The following is a 13,255-nucleotide window of genomic DNA, read 5'->3' as shown; positions in this document are numbered from 1 at the left end:
CCGGTGTGGCGACTCAGCCTCAAGGCGGGGATGTCGTCGTTGCCGGATACCTCGAACCTATCATCTACTTCTGATATTGGCTAATATCAGAAGCTCACCTACGGTGGGTCTGACTTCACGAGGGGGCGCAGTGGCCGGTCGCCGCACACAGGTACCCGACGTCTACGCAGGCGTCCACGCCGACTACGCCGCCGCCCTGGCCGATACGCCGCTGGATGCCGCCACCCGGCGCGCCTACGACTCCCGCGTCCGGGTGTACCTGGTCTGGCTAGAGGGCGTCTGGCTGGAGGGCGCTGCGGACATCAGCGGCCACGGCGCGCTGAGCGATCCTCGGGTACGCGACGTCGCCGTCAACGACTACAAGATCCACCTCACGGGCGTGCTGGGCCGTTCCGACAACACCGTCAACGCCCACCTGACCGCCCTGGACCGCTTCTACGAGCACCTCGGGCTCGGCAAGGTCGGCGTGGACCGCGCCCCCGCCCCCCGCGTCGCGCCCCGCGCCCTGACCGCTCCCGAGCAGCAGCGCTACCTGCGCGCGGTCCAGCGCCGAACTCTCTCGCGCGACCGGGCGATCGGACACCTGCTCCTCCGCTGCGGGCTACTGGTCTCCGAACTGGTCGCCCTCGACACCGCCGATGTGCCGCCGCCGACCGGTACGGGCACGGTCGACGTCGGTTCCGGCGCCGGCGGCCTGCCCCGCCAGATCCCGCTCACCGACATCGCCGCCCGCGCCGAAGTCGCAGCCTGGCAGCAAGACCGCCTCACCTGGCCCGGCGCCGACACTTCTGCACTGCTCCTCAACCGCCGAGGCGGGCGCCTGTCGGCACGGGCCGTCGACCTGCTGCTCGACGACATCTCTCTCGACGCGGGCCTGTCCGACGACGGTGCCCCGACGGTCTCGGCGAACGTGCTACGGCACACCTTCGCGACCAACCTGCTGAACCGCGGAATCGACATCGTCACCGTCGCCGAACAACTCGGACATGCCCGCCTGGACACCACCCGCCGCTACACCGGCCACCCACACCGCCCCCAAAGCGCTCGCACCCGGCCGCCCGCGCCACCGTCCGCCGCGCCTACCTGATCGCGCTCCGCGACCGCTGCCTGCTGCTGGGATTTCTTCGCCGGGGTCCGCCGCACCGAGTTCACCGGTATCCGGGTCGACGACCTGGAGCTCTTCGAACAGGGCCTGCGGATCACCCTCGGCGCCACCAAGACCGACCAGGAGGGCGCCGCCGCACGATCGACATCCCCTACGCGCCCCGCCGAGTTGGCCAGGCTGTGCCCGGTACGCGCCACCTGGCCTGGCTGGAGGCCGCCGACCGGCGCCGGTACCTCGCCCGGCGCCGCGGGGTCCGCACCGGCCAGGCCGCGCCGCCGCTGCTGTCGGGCATCACCGCTGGCGGCAACGTCCGCGCCACCGCGCTGACCGAGCGGTACGTCGCCATGACCGTCAAGGACGCCGCCGCCCCCTCCGACCGCACCGCCACCAGCGCCACCGCTGCGCCGGCGGACATCACCGCCGAGCAGTGCAAGGAGGACGGCGGTGTCCCCTTGCCGTAGGGCAGCGGAGGAGAGTACTGCTTCAGCGGCACCTACAACGGCCAGACAATCGAGACGCCCGAGGGGGAGGGGCTTCTCAGCGGCATCTACCAGCGGGCAACGTTGGTCGATGAGTTGAGCAACGCCCCTGATCGTCGGCAGGGCTAGGGCCACCCGGCCGGGCCGTCATCCCCCCACTATGCCCGGCCCGGCGGCGACGTCGCGGCTGCATTGAAGGAACTTTCAGACTGAGGCCCCCAGGGAACCTCCCGGGTCGTCCAGCCGGCACCCGAGCCCTGGCGGGCAGCAGGACGGCCGGTGAGGGGGCCAGGGCCATGGGGGTACACCCATCGACCACGTTAGGACCGGGATCGAGCCGGGCGGGCAGCGCCAAGACAAGGAGCGGCGTTTGCGCTGTTCCGGCTGCCCCCTTGAAACATCATCTCGGCTGGCGTCGCTTCTTCCATTCGGCGACGACGGCCTCGACGTGTTTGCGGATGTCGTCACTGCGATCGGTGCTGCCGTTGATGTCACGGCACGCCTGGTCGTACTCGGCCCACAGGACATCGTCGGCGAGTCGGAACTTTCGTTGCGGACTACCGGGTGTAGGCATGTCAGCCGCTCAGCTTCGCGATCAGCGAGCGCAGGTGAGGTGCTGCGGCGTTCTCCTGGCCGCGCTTCACCCACGCTGCGATGTGGTCGCTGACCAGCTCGGTGAGACTCGCTCGCTCGTCGTCGCTGAGGTCGACCGTGGTCGTGGTGTCGGTCCGGCGGTCGTAAGCGGTGAAGAGGATGTCTCCGACCGCCTGTTCGGCCACGGAAGGCTTGCGGTTGTGCTGGGCATGCCAAGCGGCGCTGTTGTTGACGACGCCCCAGCCGTGCAGGGCCTCGTAGTTGGTGAGTTCGAGCCTCATGGGGCCGGTACCTCTCGCCGCAATGGTGTGGCCACACCCTACGCGCCGCACGCACCCTACGCAGGTGTGACCGCACCGACCAGCCGGATGACACGCCCGTCACCAGCCGCGCACACCCACCGCCCCAAGCCCTGCGGGACCAGGCCGGTGAACGCGCCGCTAGCGCCTGTCCGGTCGATTTTGGTGTTTGGCTGAGGACGATCTGAGGGGTGTGGGTTGATGGTGTGTCGTGGTGCGACGGCATGAGTTGACCGATGCGGCGTGGCGGCGGATCGAGCCGCTTTTGCCCGCGCAGCCCGCTCGGGGTGGCCGGTGGGCCGGTCACCGCACGGTGCTGAACGGGATCTTGTGGAAGCTGGCCACCGGTGCCCCATGGCGGGACCTGCCCGAGCGGTACGGCAACTGGAAGACCGTGTACGAGCGGTACCGGCGGTGGGCCGCCGACGGCACCTTCGATGCGATCTTGACCCACGTACAGGTCCACGACGACTCGCTCGGCCGCATCGACTGGACCGTCACCAGGTCGGGGGCGGTGAAGGGGAAGGCCGCGTGCGCTGATGGCACCACCAGTTCCACGGCCACACGATCGCGCTGAAGGACTACAAGGTCGAGGACAACTCCTTCTCCGGCAAGCTCGTCTTCCACTCCTACGACCACTTCGGTCTCGACTCGGACGACGAGATCACGGAGTACGGCTTCATCGACTGGTTTACGCTCCAGCACTATGACCGCTTCGACGGGAAGTACCCCCGCCGATCACGCAGGCGGACATCGAGATCCCCATCAGCGGCGCGTTCTGGCCTCGCCGACCTGATGCCCCACAGGCGCTCGCCGGGCCGGGTCCTGGTCGTCACGCTGCTCGTCGTGACGGCCGGGTACCTGGCCTGGCGGGTCGCCGTCCTCGCGGGCCTGGAGGCCCACTTCGGCAGCGGCTTCGACGAGCAGCGCTTCAACCGGCTGCAGCAGGAGTACGACCGCCGCGAGGACGCCTTCGCCCGGGCCGACGCCCGGATGCGGAAGCTGATCGCGGAACACCCCCGCGCCGAACGCATCGACTGGAGCCGGTACCGGACCTGCGTCCGCGAGCCCGGCCGCCCCTCCGACACGTGCACGACGACGCCCCCGCGCGACCAGAAGGTGTACGACGCCCTCTGGGGCGTCAGCGTGATCCTCTACCAGTCCAAGGACGAGGGCCGCACGTTCTACCGCTTCTACCACGAGGACCCTCCGCGCTACGCGATCATGCGCGCCCCCGAGGACACCGCGGAGGAGGTCGAGGAGTACGCGGACGCCCATGGCTTCCGCTCCACCCGCCCCCTCGGGCCCGGCTGGACGATCCTCGGCCCGATCGACGACATCGGCCGCGAGGAGAAGCAGTTCCCGTAGGAGGGCTCGCGGAACGCTTCGCCGGGAAGCAGCAGGGAAGTAGCAGGCACGAGAGGAGACCCCCACCCCCGTGAACACGTTACTGATCACCGCCGACCGTTAAGGGGGCGAAGGTGGGGATGACTCGCCACGTCGCCCGTTCCGTCCGGCCGTGGGGCCAGCGCCGCCCTTGCGGCGCTCGCGCGGGCTCGCACCTGACTGGCACCACTCAGTAACCAGTTGCCAGATGGCCTTGCGAATATGCGACACCTGAACACGCGACCTTGCCAGACCAAGGCCGGTCTCTCATGGCAGTTCGGGGCGTGGTGTCACAAAACGGTGGGGCCCGGCGTCTTATGGGTGACTCGCTCGAGGGCGGAGGAGACGGGAGCCCTTCATGATCAGCACTTTTCGGGTCCTCCAGGCGCCCCTCAATGCGCACTCGAAGTTGAGTTACGCGGCCGGGAGCAGAGGGCGCCTGACCATGGCAGAGCCGCGGCTTCTCTCGCGCGTGCGAGTTGCCGTCGGTATAGCGGAAGGATGCGTCGGAGACCACATCCTCGATGCAGCATGAATCACCCCGAGAGAAGGGACCTGACAAATGTTCCAAGTGATGCGGATGGGGGCTGTGGCGAGCATCGGCGCGACGCTCGCGCTGGCCTCCGCCGGGACCGCGCACGCCGTGGAGTCGTCGGCCGCGCCGGCGATCTGCGGTATCAACAGGGTCGCCGTTTACCAGAAGACCAACTTCCGCGGCCAGTACTTGTGCATCGCGGGCAACATCAAGAAACTCGCCGATTTCCGCTGGCCAAACGGCGCCAAGCTCAACGACAGCATCAGTTCGATCCAGGTCCCTTCGCGCTGCTGGGTGACGCTCTACCGGTACAAGAACTACAAGGGGGACAAGAGCACCTGGAAGCGGACCGGCAATTCTGGGCCGCTCCGCGAGGACCGCAACCTGTCCAACAACAAGGTCGGTGACAACAGAACCAGTTCCCTGAAGTCGGGCTGCACGTTCGATGCCTGAAGCCCCTGAGGGCAGAGCGCCGCAGGCGAACATTGCTGGTATGCAGTGAGACGGCCCCCAGCGTTCTGACCGTCGGCGGACGGATGGGCAAGTGGCGAATGGCAGGTCAGAGCGATGAGCGATCGCCAGAACGAACGAGAAGTGACAGCCGAGCTCTGCCGCTCGGGCCGGCGCCGCGTGCTCACGTTCGTTTTCATCGCGCTCGCTGGCGCGCCGTTGGACGGGGCAGGCCCCGCCTGCCCGCACAACAACATCCCCGCAGAGACGCCCATGGTTGAGGAGTTCATGCGCCCGCCGGCACGAGGTGGACGGCTCCGGCCGCGTCACGCGCTACTACAGCCCTTCCGGATTCCGCCGCCACGGCGACGGGACCGTCATCCCGTTCAGGTATTCGTTCGAACGGTTCCGCGGCTTTGTCGCCGTGGCCGAAGGGCTCCATTTCGGCCGTGCCGCCGAACGACTCGATCGCCTCGGGCAGATGGCGGGCGCAGACACGCGGGTCTCGGACCGCCCGTGTCCGTGCTCTGAGGGCAACGTCGGTCGCGTCGTTCGCGGTGCCGTCGTACCGACGCCTGCGGCCGAGGAGCGGCGGGCACACATGTGAAATTCTCTCATGTTGTTACCTGGTGGATGCCCGATCGCCATCGTCCCGTTATCGGCGAGACTCAGCCTTTCTCAACATGAGTACCGGTAGCACTGGCCCCTCCCGCCGCAGATTCCTCGCTTCCGGCGCCGGGGTGGTGGGCGGTGCCACGTTCGCCTCGCTGCTACCCCCCTCGGTGCACGCCGCGCTCGCCCGTCCGGTCAGGCCCGGGGGCCTCGGGGCGATCGAGCATGTGGTCTTCCTGATGCAGGAGAACCGCAGCTTCGACCACTACTTCGGGACGCTGCGCGGGGTCCGGGGCTTCGGGGACCGCAACGCGATCGAGTTGCCCGACGGCCGCCCGGTCTTCGAGCAGCCCGGTTTCCTGCGGCACGTGAAGCCGTTCCTGGCCCGCGATGCGATCGGGCACGGGCCGTTCACCGACGTGAACTACATCGCCGGGCTCGACCACGGCTGGGAGGGCGGCCAGAAAGCGCGCGGCGGCGGCTGGCACAACGCGTGGATCGCGGCCAAGCTGATGCCCACGATGGTCCACTACGACCGCCGTGACCTGCCGTTCCAGTACGAACTGGCCGACACCTTCACGATCTGTGACGCCTACCATTGTTCGGTATTCGGGCCGACCAATCCCAACCGGACCTTCCACTGGACCGGCACCATCGGCTATGAGCCGAACGGGCATCGCGCGGTCGAGAACGACGCCTACGACGAGGCCGGCCATCCTGGTTACGCCCTGACCTCCTACGCCGAACGGCTGTCCAAGGCCGGACGCACCTGGAAGGTGTACCAGGAGTGGGACAACTTCACCGACAACCCGCTGGAGTTCCTCACCGCGTTCAAGCGGATCATGCGCCGGGCTCTGGCGACCGTCGGCCCGTATAAGAGTCTGACCGAGTTCTACGGCGCGGTCGCCGCGGCCGCACCTGATGCGCGGAAAGCCCTCCTGGACGCATTGGACGACAGCGTCGCGGCACTCCCGGCAGCCGAGCGCGACCTGTTCGAACGGGGCCTGCGCCGCAATGACGGCGGCACGCTGGGCGCGGCGTTCAGGGCCGATGTGCTCGCGGGGAAACTCCCCGAGGTCTCCTACGTCGTCACCTCGGCTGCGGAGTCCGAGCATCCCGGCTCCGGTAGCCCGATCCAGGGCGCGGGCATCACCTACCAGGTTCTGGACGCGATCGCCTCCCGTCCGGAGGTGTGGGAGTCCACTGCGGTCTTCCTCCTTTTCGACGAGAACGACGGCTATTTCGACCATGTGCCCCCGCCGCTGCCTCCCGCGGAGGCCGTCGACGAGCATGACGACGGCAAGCCGATCGGGCTGGGCTTCCGGGTCCCGATGATCGTCGTGTCGCCCTGGACGAGCGGCGGTTACGTCTGCTCGGAGGTCTTCGACCACACCTCGACGATCCGCTTCCTGGAACGCTGGCTGGGCGTCCGCGAGCCCAATATCAGCGCCTGGCGCCGCACCGTCGCGGGCGATCTCACCTCGGCTTTCGACTTCGACGGCACCGCGCGCCCGCGGCCGGTGCCCAAACCCGGCACGCCGCCGAAGTTCCATCTGCGCTGGCCCGCCCTGCCGCCGATCGTCCAGAAGGGTCCGGTCCCCGAACCGGGCACACGCCCGGCCCGGCCGTTGCCCTACCGGACCGACGCCTCAGCGCGCCTCGCCGACGGCGCGCTCGTCATCACCATGACCGAGAGGGGCACACGGGCCTCGCACTTCGCGCTCTACCCGTACGCCGGGGAGTTCGGCACGCCACGCCACTTCGACGTGGCCGGGAAGCGCATCGAGCGGATCCCGGTCAAGAACGGCCGCTATCACCTCACGCTGACGGGCCCGAACGGCTTCCGGCGCGAGTTCGCGGGCGCGGCCTCGGGCCCGGCGGCCCGTGCCCACGTGAGGTCCCGCGCCGCCGGCGGCCGACTCGTGATCACCGTGGAGAACCCCGGCGGCGTCCCTCTGACGTTCTCCTTGACCGCGCTCGCCTACGGCGGCGCGACCCGCGAGGTGACCGTCCCCGGCGGCGGAGCGACGACCGTCCGCTGGACCACTGATCACGGCTGGTACGACGTGCAGATCAGAGCCACTGAGGACGAGACGTTCCGGCGCCGTCTGATGGGTCACCTGGAGAACGGCCGGCCGTCCATCTCGGGCTGATCCGCGCAGGCCGTGGCCCCGCGGGGCAGCACTCGCGGAGGTGGCGGGGAGCGGAGGCATCTTGCCGCACGGTCCACCGGTAGCGGGGCGGGGGTCCTGATCCGTCCCCGGTCGTGCACCTCAAGACCGGTATCGGGGGTCGGCGAGGGATTCGGTGAGATAGAGCGTGACGATGCGCTTGGCCTCTGCGATCGTCGCGGGGTCCCCTTCCGGAGCCGTCCTGAAGGCCAGGTGCAGGAGGGCGTCGACGGTGTGCACGCCGGTGCGGCAGGCGACGCGGAGCGCCGGACCGTCGACCAGTCCCTCCCGTGCCACCAGGATGTGCCGCAGTCCGTCGGCGATGCCGTCGTTGTCGGCGGCGTCCGACGCGAGGAGTTCCGCGGTGAGGTGCCGGCCTGTCCGGATGGCGAGGTAGCCGGGATTGCGGCGGTACAGCTCGACGTACCCGTCGATGACATTGTCGATCAGTTCGGGCCAGGGCGCCGTGCTCGCCTGCTCCACGAGCGCGTTGATCGCCGCGGCGGAGGCGTCCATGTACCGGCGGGCGACGGCCGTCAGGAGCGCGGACTTGTCCTCGAAGAACTGGTAGACGGTTCCGGTCGGCACGCCCGCCCGGTCGGCGACCTTGCGGATCGTCAGATTCTCGACGCCTCCTGCGTCCAGGATCTGCCGCGCGGCGCTCAGGATCGCTTCGACGCGTGCCCTGCTGCGCGCCTGCTGGGGCGCCCTGCGCAATCCGTCGGCGGGGACTCGCGCGGCGCCTGTCTTGCCCGGTGTCATGTGGGTGGCCCTCCGGACGGGAGTCTACGTCCCGCACTGTGGGCGGCCCCCGGGTGAGAGGGCTCCGCCCGCATCGGGGCGCGCCGTCGGGCGCTTGCCGGGGTTTCGTCCGAAGCGGCCGTTCCGGCCCCGCTCCGGAACCGGTCAGCGGGCCGGGGTGATCGTAATGGTGTGCTCGCGGCCGGTGCGCGGTGTGGAGATCGACAGCGACCGGGACTCGGGGTCCCAGGTCTGCCTCCATGAGCCGGGAGCGTCGGAGGCGGTGACGGTCGCTCCGCGAGGGAAGTCCTCGGGGGGCAGCCACACCTCGGTCGAACCGGTCACCGCGGTCTTGTCGCGGAAGGAGAAGGTGAGCGTGGCCGTCGTCTCGTCATAGCGCAGTCGTGTGGGAGTGCCCGCGATCGCGCGGGGGTAGGCGCGGGCGAGAACGGGGGCGAGTTCGGAGGGGGTCTTGTCGGAGTTCCAGGGGCCCCAGCCGTCGTTGGGGTCGGCCGACCAGTAGGCCTGCCCTGCGCGCATCGCCTCGGCGGTGGACTGAACGCTGCGGACGAACTGAAGCGCGCCGGGCTTGGTGTTGTCGATTCCGAACTCGCCCAAGATGATCGGGGCGTTCTGCCGGCGCGCGGTGGCGGTGACGGCGCGGCTCCACGCGCGCAGGGTGCGGTCGGTCCATTTCTCGGACGAGCCGGTGTACTGGCCGCCGATGTCGAGTGGGAGCGGATATACGTGGGGCGCATACCCGATCCGGTCCTCTCCGGGGCGCGGGTCGTCGATCGCGCGCAGGCCGGAGGCCAGGCCCCAGTTCACGCCGACGGCGCGCGGTTCGAGGAAGACCCATTTGTTGAGGTCGACCTCCCGGATCGCCTCGGTGGTTTGCTGGTAGAGGTCGGAGAGCGGGCCGCGTTCGAACGCCAGGCCCGGCAGGGTGCCGCCCCAGGGCTCGTTCATCAGGTCATAGCCGAGCACCGCCGGGTCGTCGGCGAAGCGCTGGGCGACGTGTTTCCACGCATTGGCGTAGTGCCGCCGCAGTTCGGGATGTTGTCCGGTGGTGTTCCAGAAGTGGTCGAACGCGCGCAGCGTGCCCGGTTGGATGTAGCCCAGTTCCCAGGGGTCCTGTGCTTTGGCGGCCAGCCCATCGGTGTTGGTCGCCCAGGCGGGGGCGCCGTTGCCGTTGGTGGCGGGCCCGTACACGTCCTGGTGCATGTCGAGCATGACGTACATGCCGCGCTTGGCGTACCAGGAGATACGTTCGGCGACGTTGTCGAGGTAGACGTCGTCATAGCGGCCCGGCCGGGGCTCCACATTGCGCCATTGGATGAGGAAGCGGACGAAGTTGGTGCCCAGCAGCCTGTGCTCTTGCTCGACCATGCTCTCGGGGTAGTCGGGCATTCCGTCGGGAGCGCTCTTGGCGCTGCTGGCGGTATTGAGCCCGCGCAGAATCAGCGCTCTGCCCTGGGCGTCGGTGACGTACCGGAGTGTGCCATCGCCGGTGGTGGTCCCCCAGGAGGCCGCCTCGACCGCGCTCAAAGCGATCGGCACGGCGAGCACGGCGGCCGCAACGGCGCGGCGGGCGGTACGGGAAAGGTGGAGACCGAGCATGCGGCAGCTCCGAGTCCGCGCTAGGAAGTGAATACTTTTCACATCCTAGGAGTGTGCGTTAGCTTAAGTAAACATGAACGCTCGTCGGATTAGCGGAGTGGCGGTCGGCGGCGGCGCCGCGGCCCTGGCACTCACCATCGTGTTCGGCAGTCGGCCACTGTCGTCGTGGCTGACCACGCATGCGGGCTACCAGGTCATTCCCTCGGCGGTCGCCGTTCCGTACGCGCTGCCGGGCCTCCACGTCGGGGAGGTCGGCAAGGTCTGGAGTCTGGGGGAGACCGCTGCCGCGCTTGTGCTCGTCGGGCTGGTGACCATCCGTCTCCAGATGCGCGCCGAGCGGCTGTCGCGATCAGGGCGCTTGCGAGTCCTCTTGTGCGGTTGGTGGTCGTCCGCCCTCGCCGCCGCGGCGGCCGGGGCCCTGCGAGGAGCGGTCACCGCATGGTTCGCCTACGCCGGTCCGGGCGGATATCTCACCTATGCCCTGTTCGGTGCGGCCTTCGGCTTGCTGTGGGGAGGTCTGCTGGGCTGGATACCCGGCATCGCCGCGCTGCTCGCCCATGCCGCCGGGCGGCGCCCGCGGCGCTCAGCGACGAGCCAGGCGCCATCATCCGAGCCGTCCCGAAACGCCCCTTGAGACAACACCGTCCCCCGTGCAAGGTGCCGCATGTCCACTGCTGATCACGTCCCCGCACAGCTGCTTCCCCCATCCGGACCGTCTCCCTGAGGCCGGCGTCCGCCACGGCGGCGGCGTCGACGGGGTGGCGTCGACGGGGTGGCGTCGGCGATGGCCTCGGCGCCGTCCAGCAGCGCGATGGCCTCGGAATGTCGCCGACCGACTCCAGCAGCGGCGCCGGGCGGGCCACCGCGCCCGGCGGCGGGGTGAGCACCGGCGCCTCCCGCCCCGCTCCCCCGCCGTCCGGGGCGGCGCTGTCCCGGAGGTCCTCCTGCCCGGCACCGCCCCGAGGCTGGTCCCGGCCGCCGTCCTGTGAGCCCACGTGCGGGAGTGGAGCGCGGCCCGTATCCCGCCCGGGTTACGGGCCGGTCAGCCGGTGAAGGGTTCCAGCGCGAAGCGGCCGATCGCCACGAAGGCGGCCAAGGCAAGGTAGCCCGCGTCTCCCAGCGCGGCTTTGGTCTCGCCTCGGCGGATCCGCATGATCGCGGCACCGGTCATGATCAGTGCCAGGCCGGTGGCCGCCAGCGGTACGAGTATGGGCGCGATGTCGAGCACGGCGGGCAGGATCAGGCCCACGGCACCGAGTATCTCCAGTGCTCCGATGGCCTTGAGGATGCCAGGCTTGAAGTCGAGGACCCAGCGCGCGGCGTCGGCCATCGCCGCCATCTTCTCGCGCGGGACGAACAGCTTCCCCAACCCGGAGAACAGGTAGACGGCGGTCAGCAGGCCGGTGACGATCCACAGTGCGGTGTTCATGAGTCTTGTCCTTTGGCGCAGCGTCCGGGGGTGACGGCCACGGGCGGACCAGGGATCGTCCCGGGTCCGCCTGAGCCTCAGCGTCGGAGAGCCTGAGAGGGAATGTCCGGCTCAGCCGAACTGTCCGGCCCGGTATTCGCCGCCGGGTGTCCGGGTGATCACGTTCAGCCGGTTGAAGGCGTTGATCACGCAGATCAGGGCCACCAGGGCCATGAGCTGGTCCTCGTCGAAGTGCTTCGCCGCGTTCGCCCACGCCTCGTCGGTGACGCCGCTGGAGTCGGCGAGGCGGGTGCCCTGCTCGGTGAGTTCCAGCGCCGCCCGTTCCGCGTCGGTGTAGACGGTCGTCTCCCGCCATGCTCCGATCAGGTTGATGCGCACCGCGCTCTCGCCGGCGGCCGCGGCGTCCTTGGTGTGCATGTCGAGGCAGCCTCCGCAGCCATTGATCTGGCTGGCGCGAATCTTCACCAGCTCCTGCACCGCCTTCGGCAGGGCGGAGTCGGTGATGGCCTTGTTCGACGAGATGATGTACCTGGCCCACTTCGACCCGACCTCGTTGACCATGGGGTTGATCCGGGTTTCCATCGCGGTCTCCTTCGTCTTCGGATCTTGCACCCCTATGACGAAGCCCCCTGCGAAGACGTAACAACCCCACGCGACGGACGTGCGCTACTCCGGTCGCGCGGGCAGGCCCATGGTGTCGAGGCGCTTGCGGTCGCTCACGGTCAGGAGCTCGACGATCCGGCCGTCGACCACGGTGCACGCCACCACACCGAGCACCGTGCCGTTGGCGCCCCAGGCCACGAACCCGGGCTCGCCGTTGACCAGGACCGGGAGCACCGAGGTCATCGACCGGATGCCGCGCAGGATCGGACCGGCCACCTCGGCTGCCCCGACCGTGGTCATCACGCCCTGCGGGTGGTGCGTGCGCCAGGTCACCTGCGGATCGAGCAGCCGTACGAGCCCTTCGAAGTCCCCGTTCCGCGCCGCGGCGAGGAACGCGTCGACCACGGCGCGCTGCCGCCGCGGCTCCTGCTCCGGCGGCGGTGTGCCCTGCACCTTCCGGCGGGCCCGGCTGACGAGCATCTTGGTCGCGTCGGTGGACCGGCCGACGATCTCGCCGATCTCGGCGAAGGGCACCGCGAACATGTCGTGCAGGACGAACGCCAGCCGCTCGGTGGGCGTGAGGGTGTCGAGCACCACCAGCAGTGCCAGCCCGACCGATTCGGCGAGCATCGCGTCGTCCTCGGGTGCCGCCCCGCCGTCCACGGTCACCACCAGCTCGGGCAGCCGGTCCTCGTACGACAGCTCGGCCCGGGTCTTGCGCGAACGCAGCACATCGAGGCAGACCCGGCCGACCACGGTGGTCAGCCAGCCGGCCAGATTGTCGATCGCGGCCGCGTCCTGCCGCGCGAGCCGGATCCACGCCTCCTGCACCGCGTCCTCGGCGTCCCCCCGCGACCCGAGCATCCGGTAAGCGACCCCCACCAGGCGCTCGCGCTGCTCTTCGAAGGCTCCCGCCAGTACTTCGTTCGGACCTGATCCGGTCACGTCGTTACCTTTCTCGCGCGAACCCCGTCATGGTCATGACGGCCCCGGACGCGCCGAGGTAACCGTGCGGCGTGCGCCCTGACCGAGGCACCGCGGCGGCGACCGATGATCAACAGGTGTCACCACTGCCCCAGCCCATGTCCAAGGAGCCACGCGCTCTGGACCGTACCCGGGGATCCGGCGATCGTGCCGTGGGCCGGTGTCCGCGCGGCGGCGCAGCGCTGCGCGCCGATTTCCCAGCCCCGCTCCACACCGCCACCGAACTGCTGGTCTTCTGTCGCCGACA

The 13,255-nt window shown here is 69.5% G+C and carries 12 protein-coding genes and 2 pseudogenes; 8 read left to right on the top strand and 6 right to left on the bottom strand.

Annotated elements, in window-relative coordinates:
- Positions 1–130: 130 nt before the first annotated feature.
- Entirely contained in the window at positions 131–1,087 is a 957-nt protein-coding gene (locus IW256_RS14900) for a tyrosine-type recombinase/integrase (RefSeq protein ID WP_197011547.1), read from the top strand.
- Positions 1,088–1,284: 197 nt separating this feature from the next.
- Positions 1,285–1,566: a hypothetical protein gene (locus tag IW256_RS14895; RefSeq protein WP_197011546.1), complete on the top strand. Its 282-nt coding sequence runs from the start codon at positions 1,285–1,287 to the stop codon at positions 1,564–1,566.
- Positions 1,567–2,159: 593 nt separating this feature from the next.
- Here the strand turns inward: IW256_RS14895 and IW256_RS14890 are convergent.
- Positions 2,160–2,459 carry a hypothetical protein gene (locus IW256_RS14890; RefSeq protein ID WP_197011545.1) on the bottom strand — a complete coding sequence of 100 codons (300 nt, stop codon included), beginning with the start codon at positions 2,457–2,459 and terminating at the stop codon, positions 2,160–2,162.
- A gap of 229 nt (positions 2,460–2,688) precedes the next feature.
- Here IW256_RS14890 and IW256_RS43085 point away from each other — a divergent pair.
- The 5 genes and pseudogenes from IW256_RS43085 to IW256_RS14870 all read left to right on the top strand — a co-directional run.
- Positions 2,689–3,076: pseudogene (locus tag IW256_RS43085) on the top strand (IS5 family transposase); the annotation flags it as partial.
- Positions 3,045–3,134: pseudogene (locus tag IW256_RS43080) on the top strand (hypothetical protein); the annotation flags it as partial. The pseudogenes IW256_RS43085 and IW256_RS43080, both read left to right, overlap by 32 nt.
- Before the next feature lie 138 nt (positions 3,135–3,272).
- Positions 3,273–3,845: a hypothetical protein gene (locus IW256_RS14880; protein ID WP_231403784.1), complete on the top strand. Its 573-nt coding sequence runs from the start codon at positions 3,273–3,275 to the stop codon at positions 3,843–3,845.
- 580 nt (positions 3,846–4,425) lie between these two features.
- Positions 4,426–4,851 carry a peptidase inhibitor family I36 protein gene (locus IW256_RS14875; RefSeq protein WP_197011543.1) on the top strand — a complete coding sequence of 142 codons (426 nt, stop codon included), beginning with the start codon at positions 4,426–4,428 and terminating at the stop codon, positions 4,849–4,851.
- Positions 4,852–5,531: 680 nt separating this feature from the next.
- Positions 5,532–7,613: a phosphocholine-specific phospholipase C gene (locus IW256_RS14870; protein WP_197011542.1), complete on the top strand. Its 2,082-nt coding sequence runs from the start codon at positions 5,532–5,534 to the stop codon at positions 7,611–7,613.
- A gap of 120 nt (positions 7,614–7,733) precedes the next feature.
- Here IW256_RS14870 and IW256_RS14865 read toward each other — a convergent pair whose 3' ends face one another.
- Positions 7,734–8,393 carry a TetR/AcrR family transcriptional regulator gene (locus tag IW256_RS14865; RefSeq protein ID WP_197011541.1) on the bottom strand — a complete coding sequence of 220 codons (660 nt, stop codon included), beginning with the start codon at positions 8,391–8,393 and terminating at the stop codon, positions 7,734–7,736.
- Positions 8,394–8,537: 144 nt separating this feature from the next.
- Positions 8,538–9,992 carry a cellulase family glycosylhydrolase gene (locus IW256_RS14860; RefSeq protein ID WP_197011540.1) on the bottom strand — a complete coding sequence of 485 codons (1,455 nt, stop codon included), beginning with the start codon at positions 9,990–9,992 and terminating at the stop codon, positions 8,538–8,540.
- Between the two features lie 97 nt (positions 9,993–10,089).
- On the opposite strand from IW256_RS14860, the gene IW256_RS14855 reads away from it, so the two are divergent.
- The gene (locus tag IW256_RS14855) at positions 10,090–10,626 is read left to right on the top strand and encodes a hypothetical protein (RefSeq protein ID WP_197011539.1); all 537 of its coding nucleotides are present in this window, start codon (positions 10,090–10,092) and stop codon (positions 10,624–10,626) included.
- Positions 10,627–11,034: 408 nt separating this feature from the next.
- Here the strand turns inward: IW256_RS14855 and IW256_RS14850 are convergent, their stop codons facing one another.
- From IW256_RS14850 to IW256_RS14840, 3 genes are all read right to left on the bottom strand, one after another.
- Positions 11,035–11,421 (bottom strand): DoxX family protein, encoded by a 387-nt coding sequence (locus IW256_RS14850; RefSeq protein WP_197011538.1) that lies wholly within the window; start codon positions 11,419–11,421, stop codon positions 11,035–11,037.
- A 111-nt stretch (positions 11,422–11,532) separates the two neighbouring features.
- Positions 11,533–12,003, bottom strand: coding sequence for a carboxymuconolactone decarboxylase family protein (locus IW256_RS14845; protein WP_197011537.1), 471 nt, complete (start codon positions 12,001–12,003; stop codon positions 11,533–11,535).
- 84 nt (positions 12,004–12,087) lie between these two features.
- A complete protein-coding gene (locus IW256_RS14840; protein ID WP_307828894.1) occupies positions 12,088–12,969 on the bottom strand; it encodes a sigma-70 family RNA polymerase sigma factor in 882 nt (293 codons plus the stop codon).
- Positions 12,970–13,255 lie beyond the last annotated feature (286 nt).

This window comes from Actinomadura viridis (genome assembly GCF_015751755.1).
Lineage (GTDB): Bacteria > Actinomycetota > Actinomycetes > Streptosporangiales > Streptosporangiaceae > Spirillospora > Spirillospora viridis.
This window is presented reverse-complemented; position numbering and strand designations above follow the sequence as displayed.

Bases quoted from the DNA above. Each gene is read 5' to 3' on its own strand.
- IW256_RS14860 (WP_197011540.1), bottom strand. From the start codon at position 9,992: ATGCTCGGTCTCCACCTTTCCCGTACCGCCCGCCGCGCCGTTGCGGCC.
- IW256_RS14870 (WP_197011542.1), top strand. From the start codon at position 5,532: ATGAGTACCGGTAGCACTGGCCCCTCCCGCCGCAGATTCCTCGCTTCC.
- IW256_RS14850 (WP_197011538.1), bottom strand. From the start codon at position 11,421: ATGAACACCGCACTGTGGATCGTCACCGGCCTGCTGACCGCCGTCTAC.
- IW256_RS14865 (WP_197011541.1), bottom strand. From the start codon at position 8,393: ATGACACCGGGCAAGACAGGCGCCGCGCGAGTCCCCGCCGACGGATTG.
- IW256_RS14875 (WP_197011543.1), top strand. From the start codon at position 4,426: ATGTTCCAAGTGATGCGGATGGGGGCTGTGGCGAGCATCGGCGCGACG.
- IW256_RS14880 (WP_231403784.1), top strand. From the start codon at position 3,273: ATGCCCCACAGGCGCTCGCCGGGCCGGGTCCTGGTCGTCACGCTGCTC.
- IW256_RS14845 (WP_197011537.1), bottom strand. From the start codon at position 12,003: ATGGAAACCCGGATCAACCCCATGGTCAACGAGGTCGGGTCGAAGTGG.
- IW256_RS14890 (WP_197011545.1), bottom strand. From the start codon at position 2,459: ATGAGGCTCGAACTCACCAACTACGAGGCCCTGCACGGCTGGGGCGTC.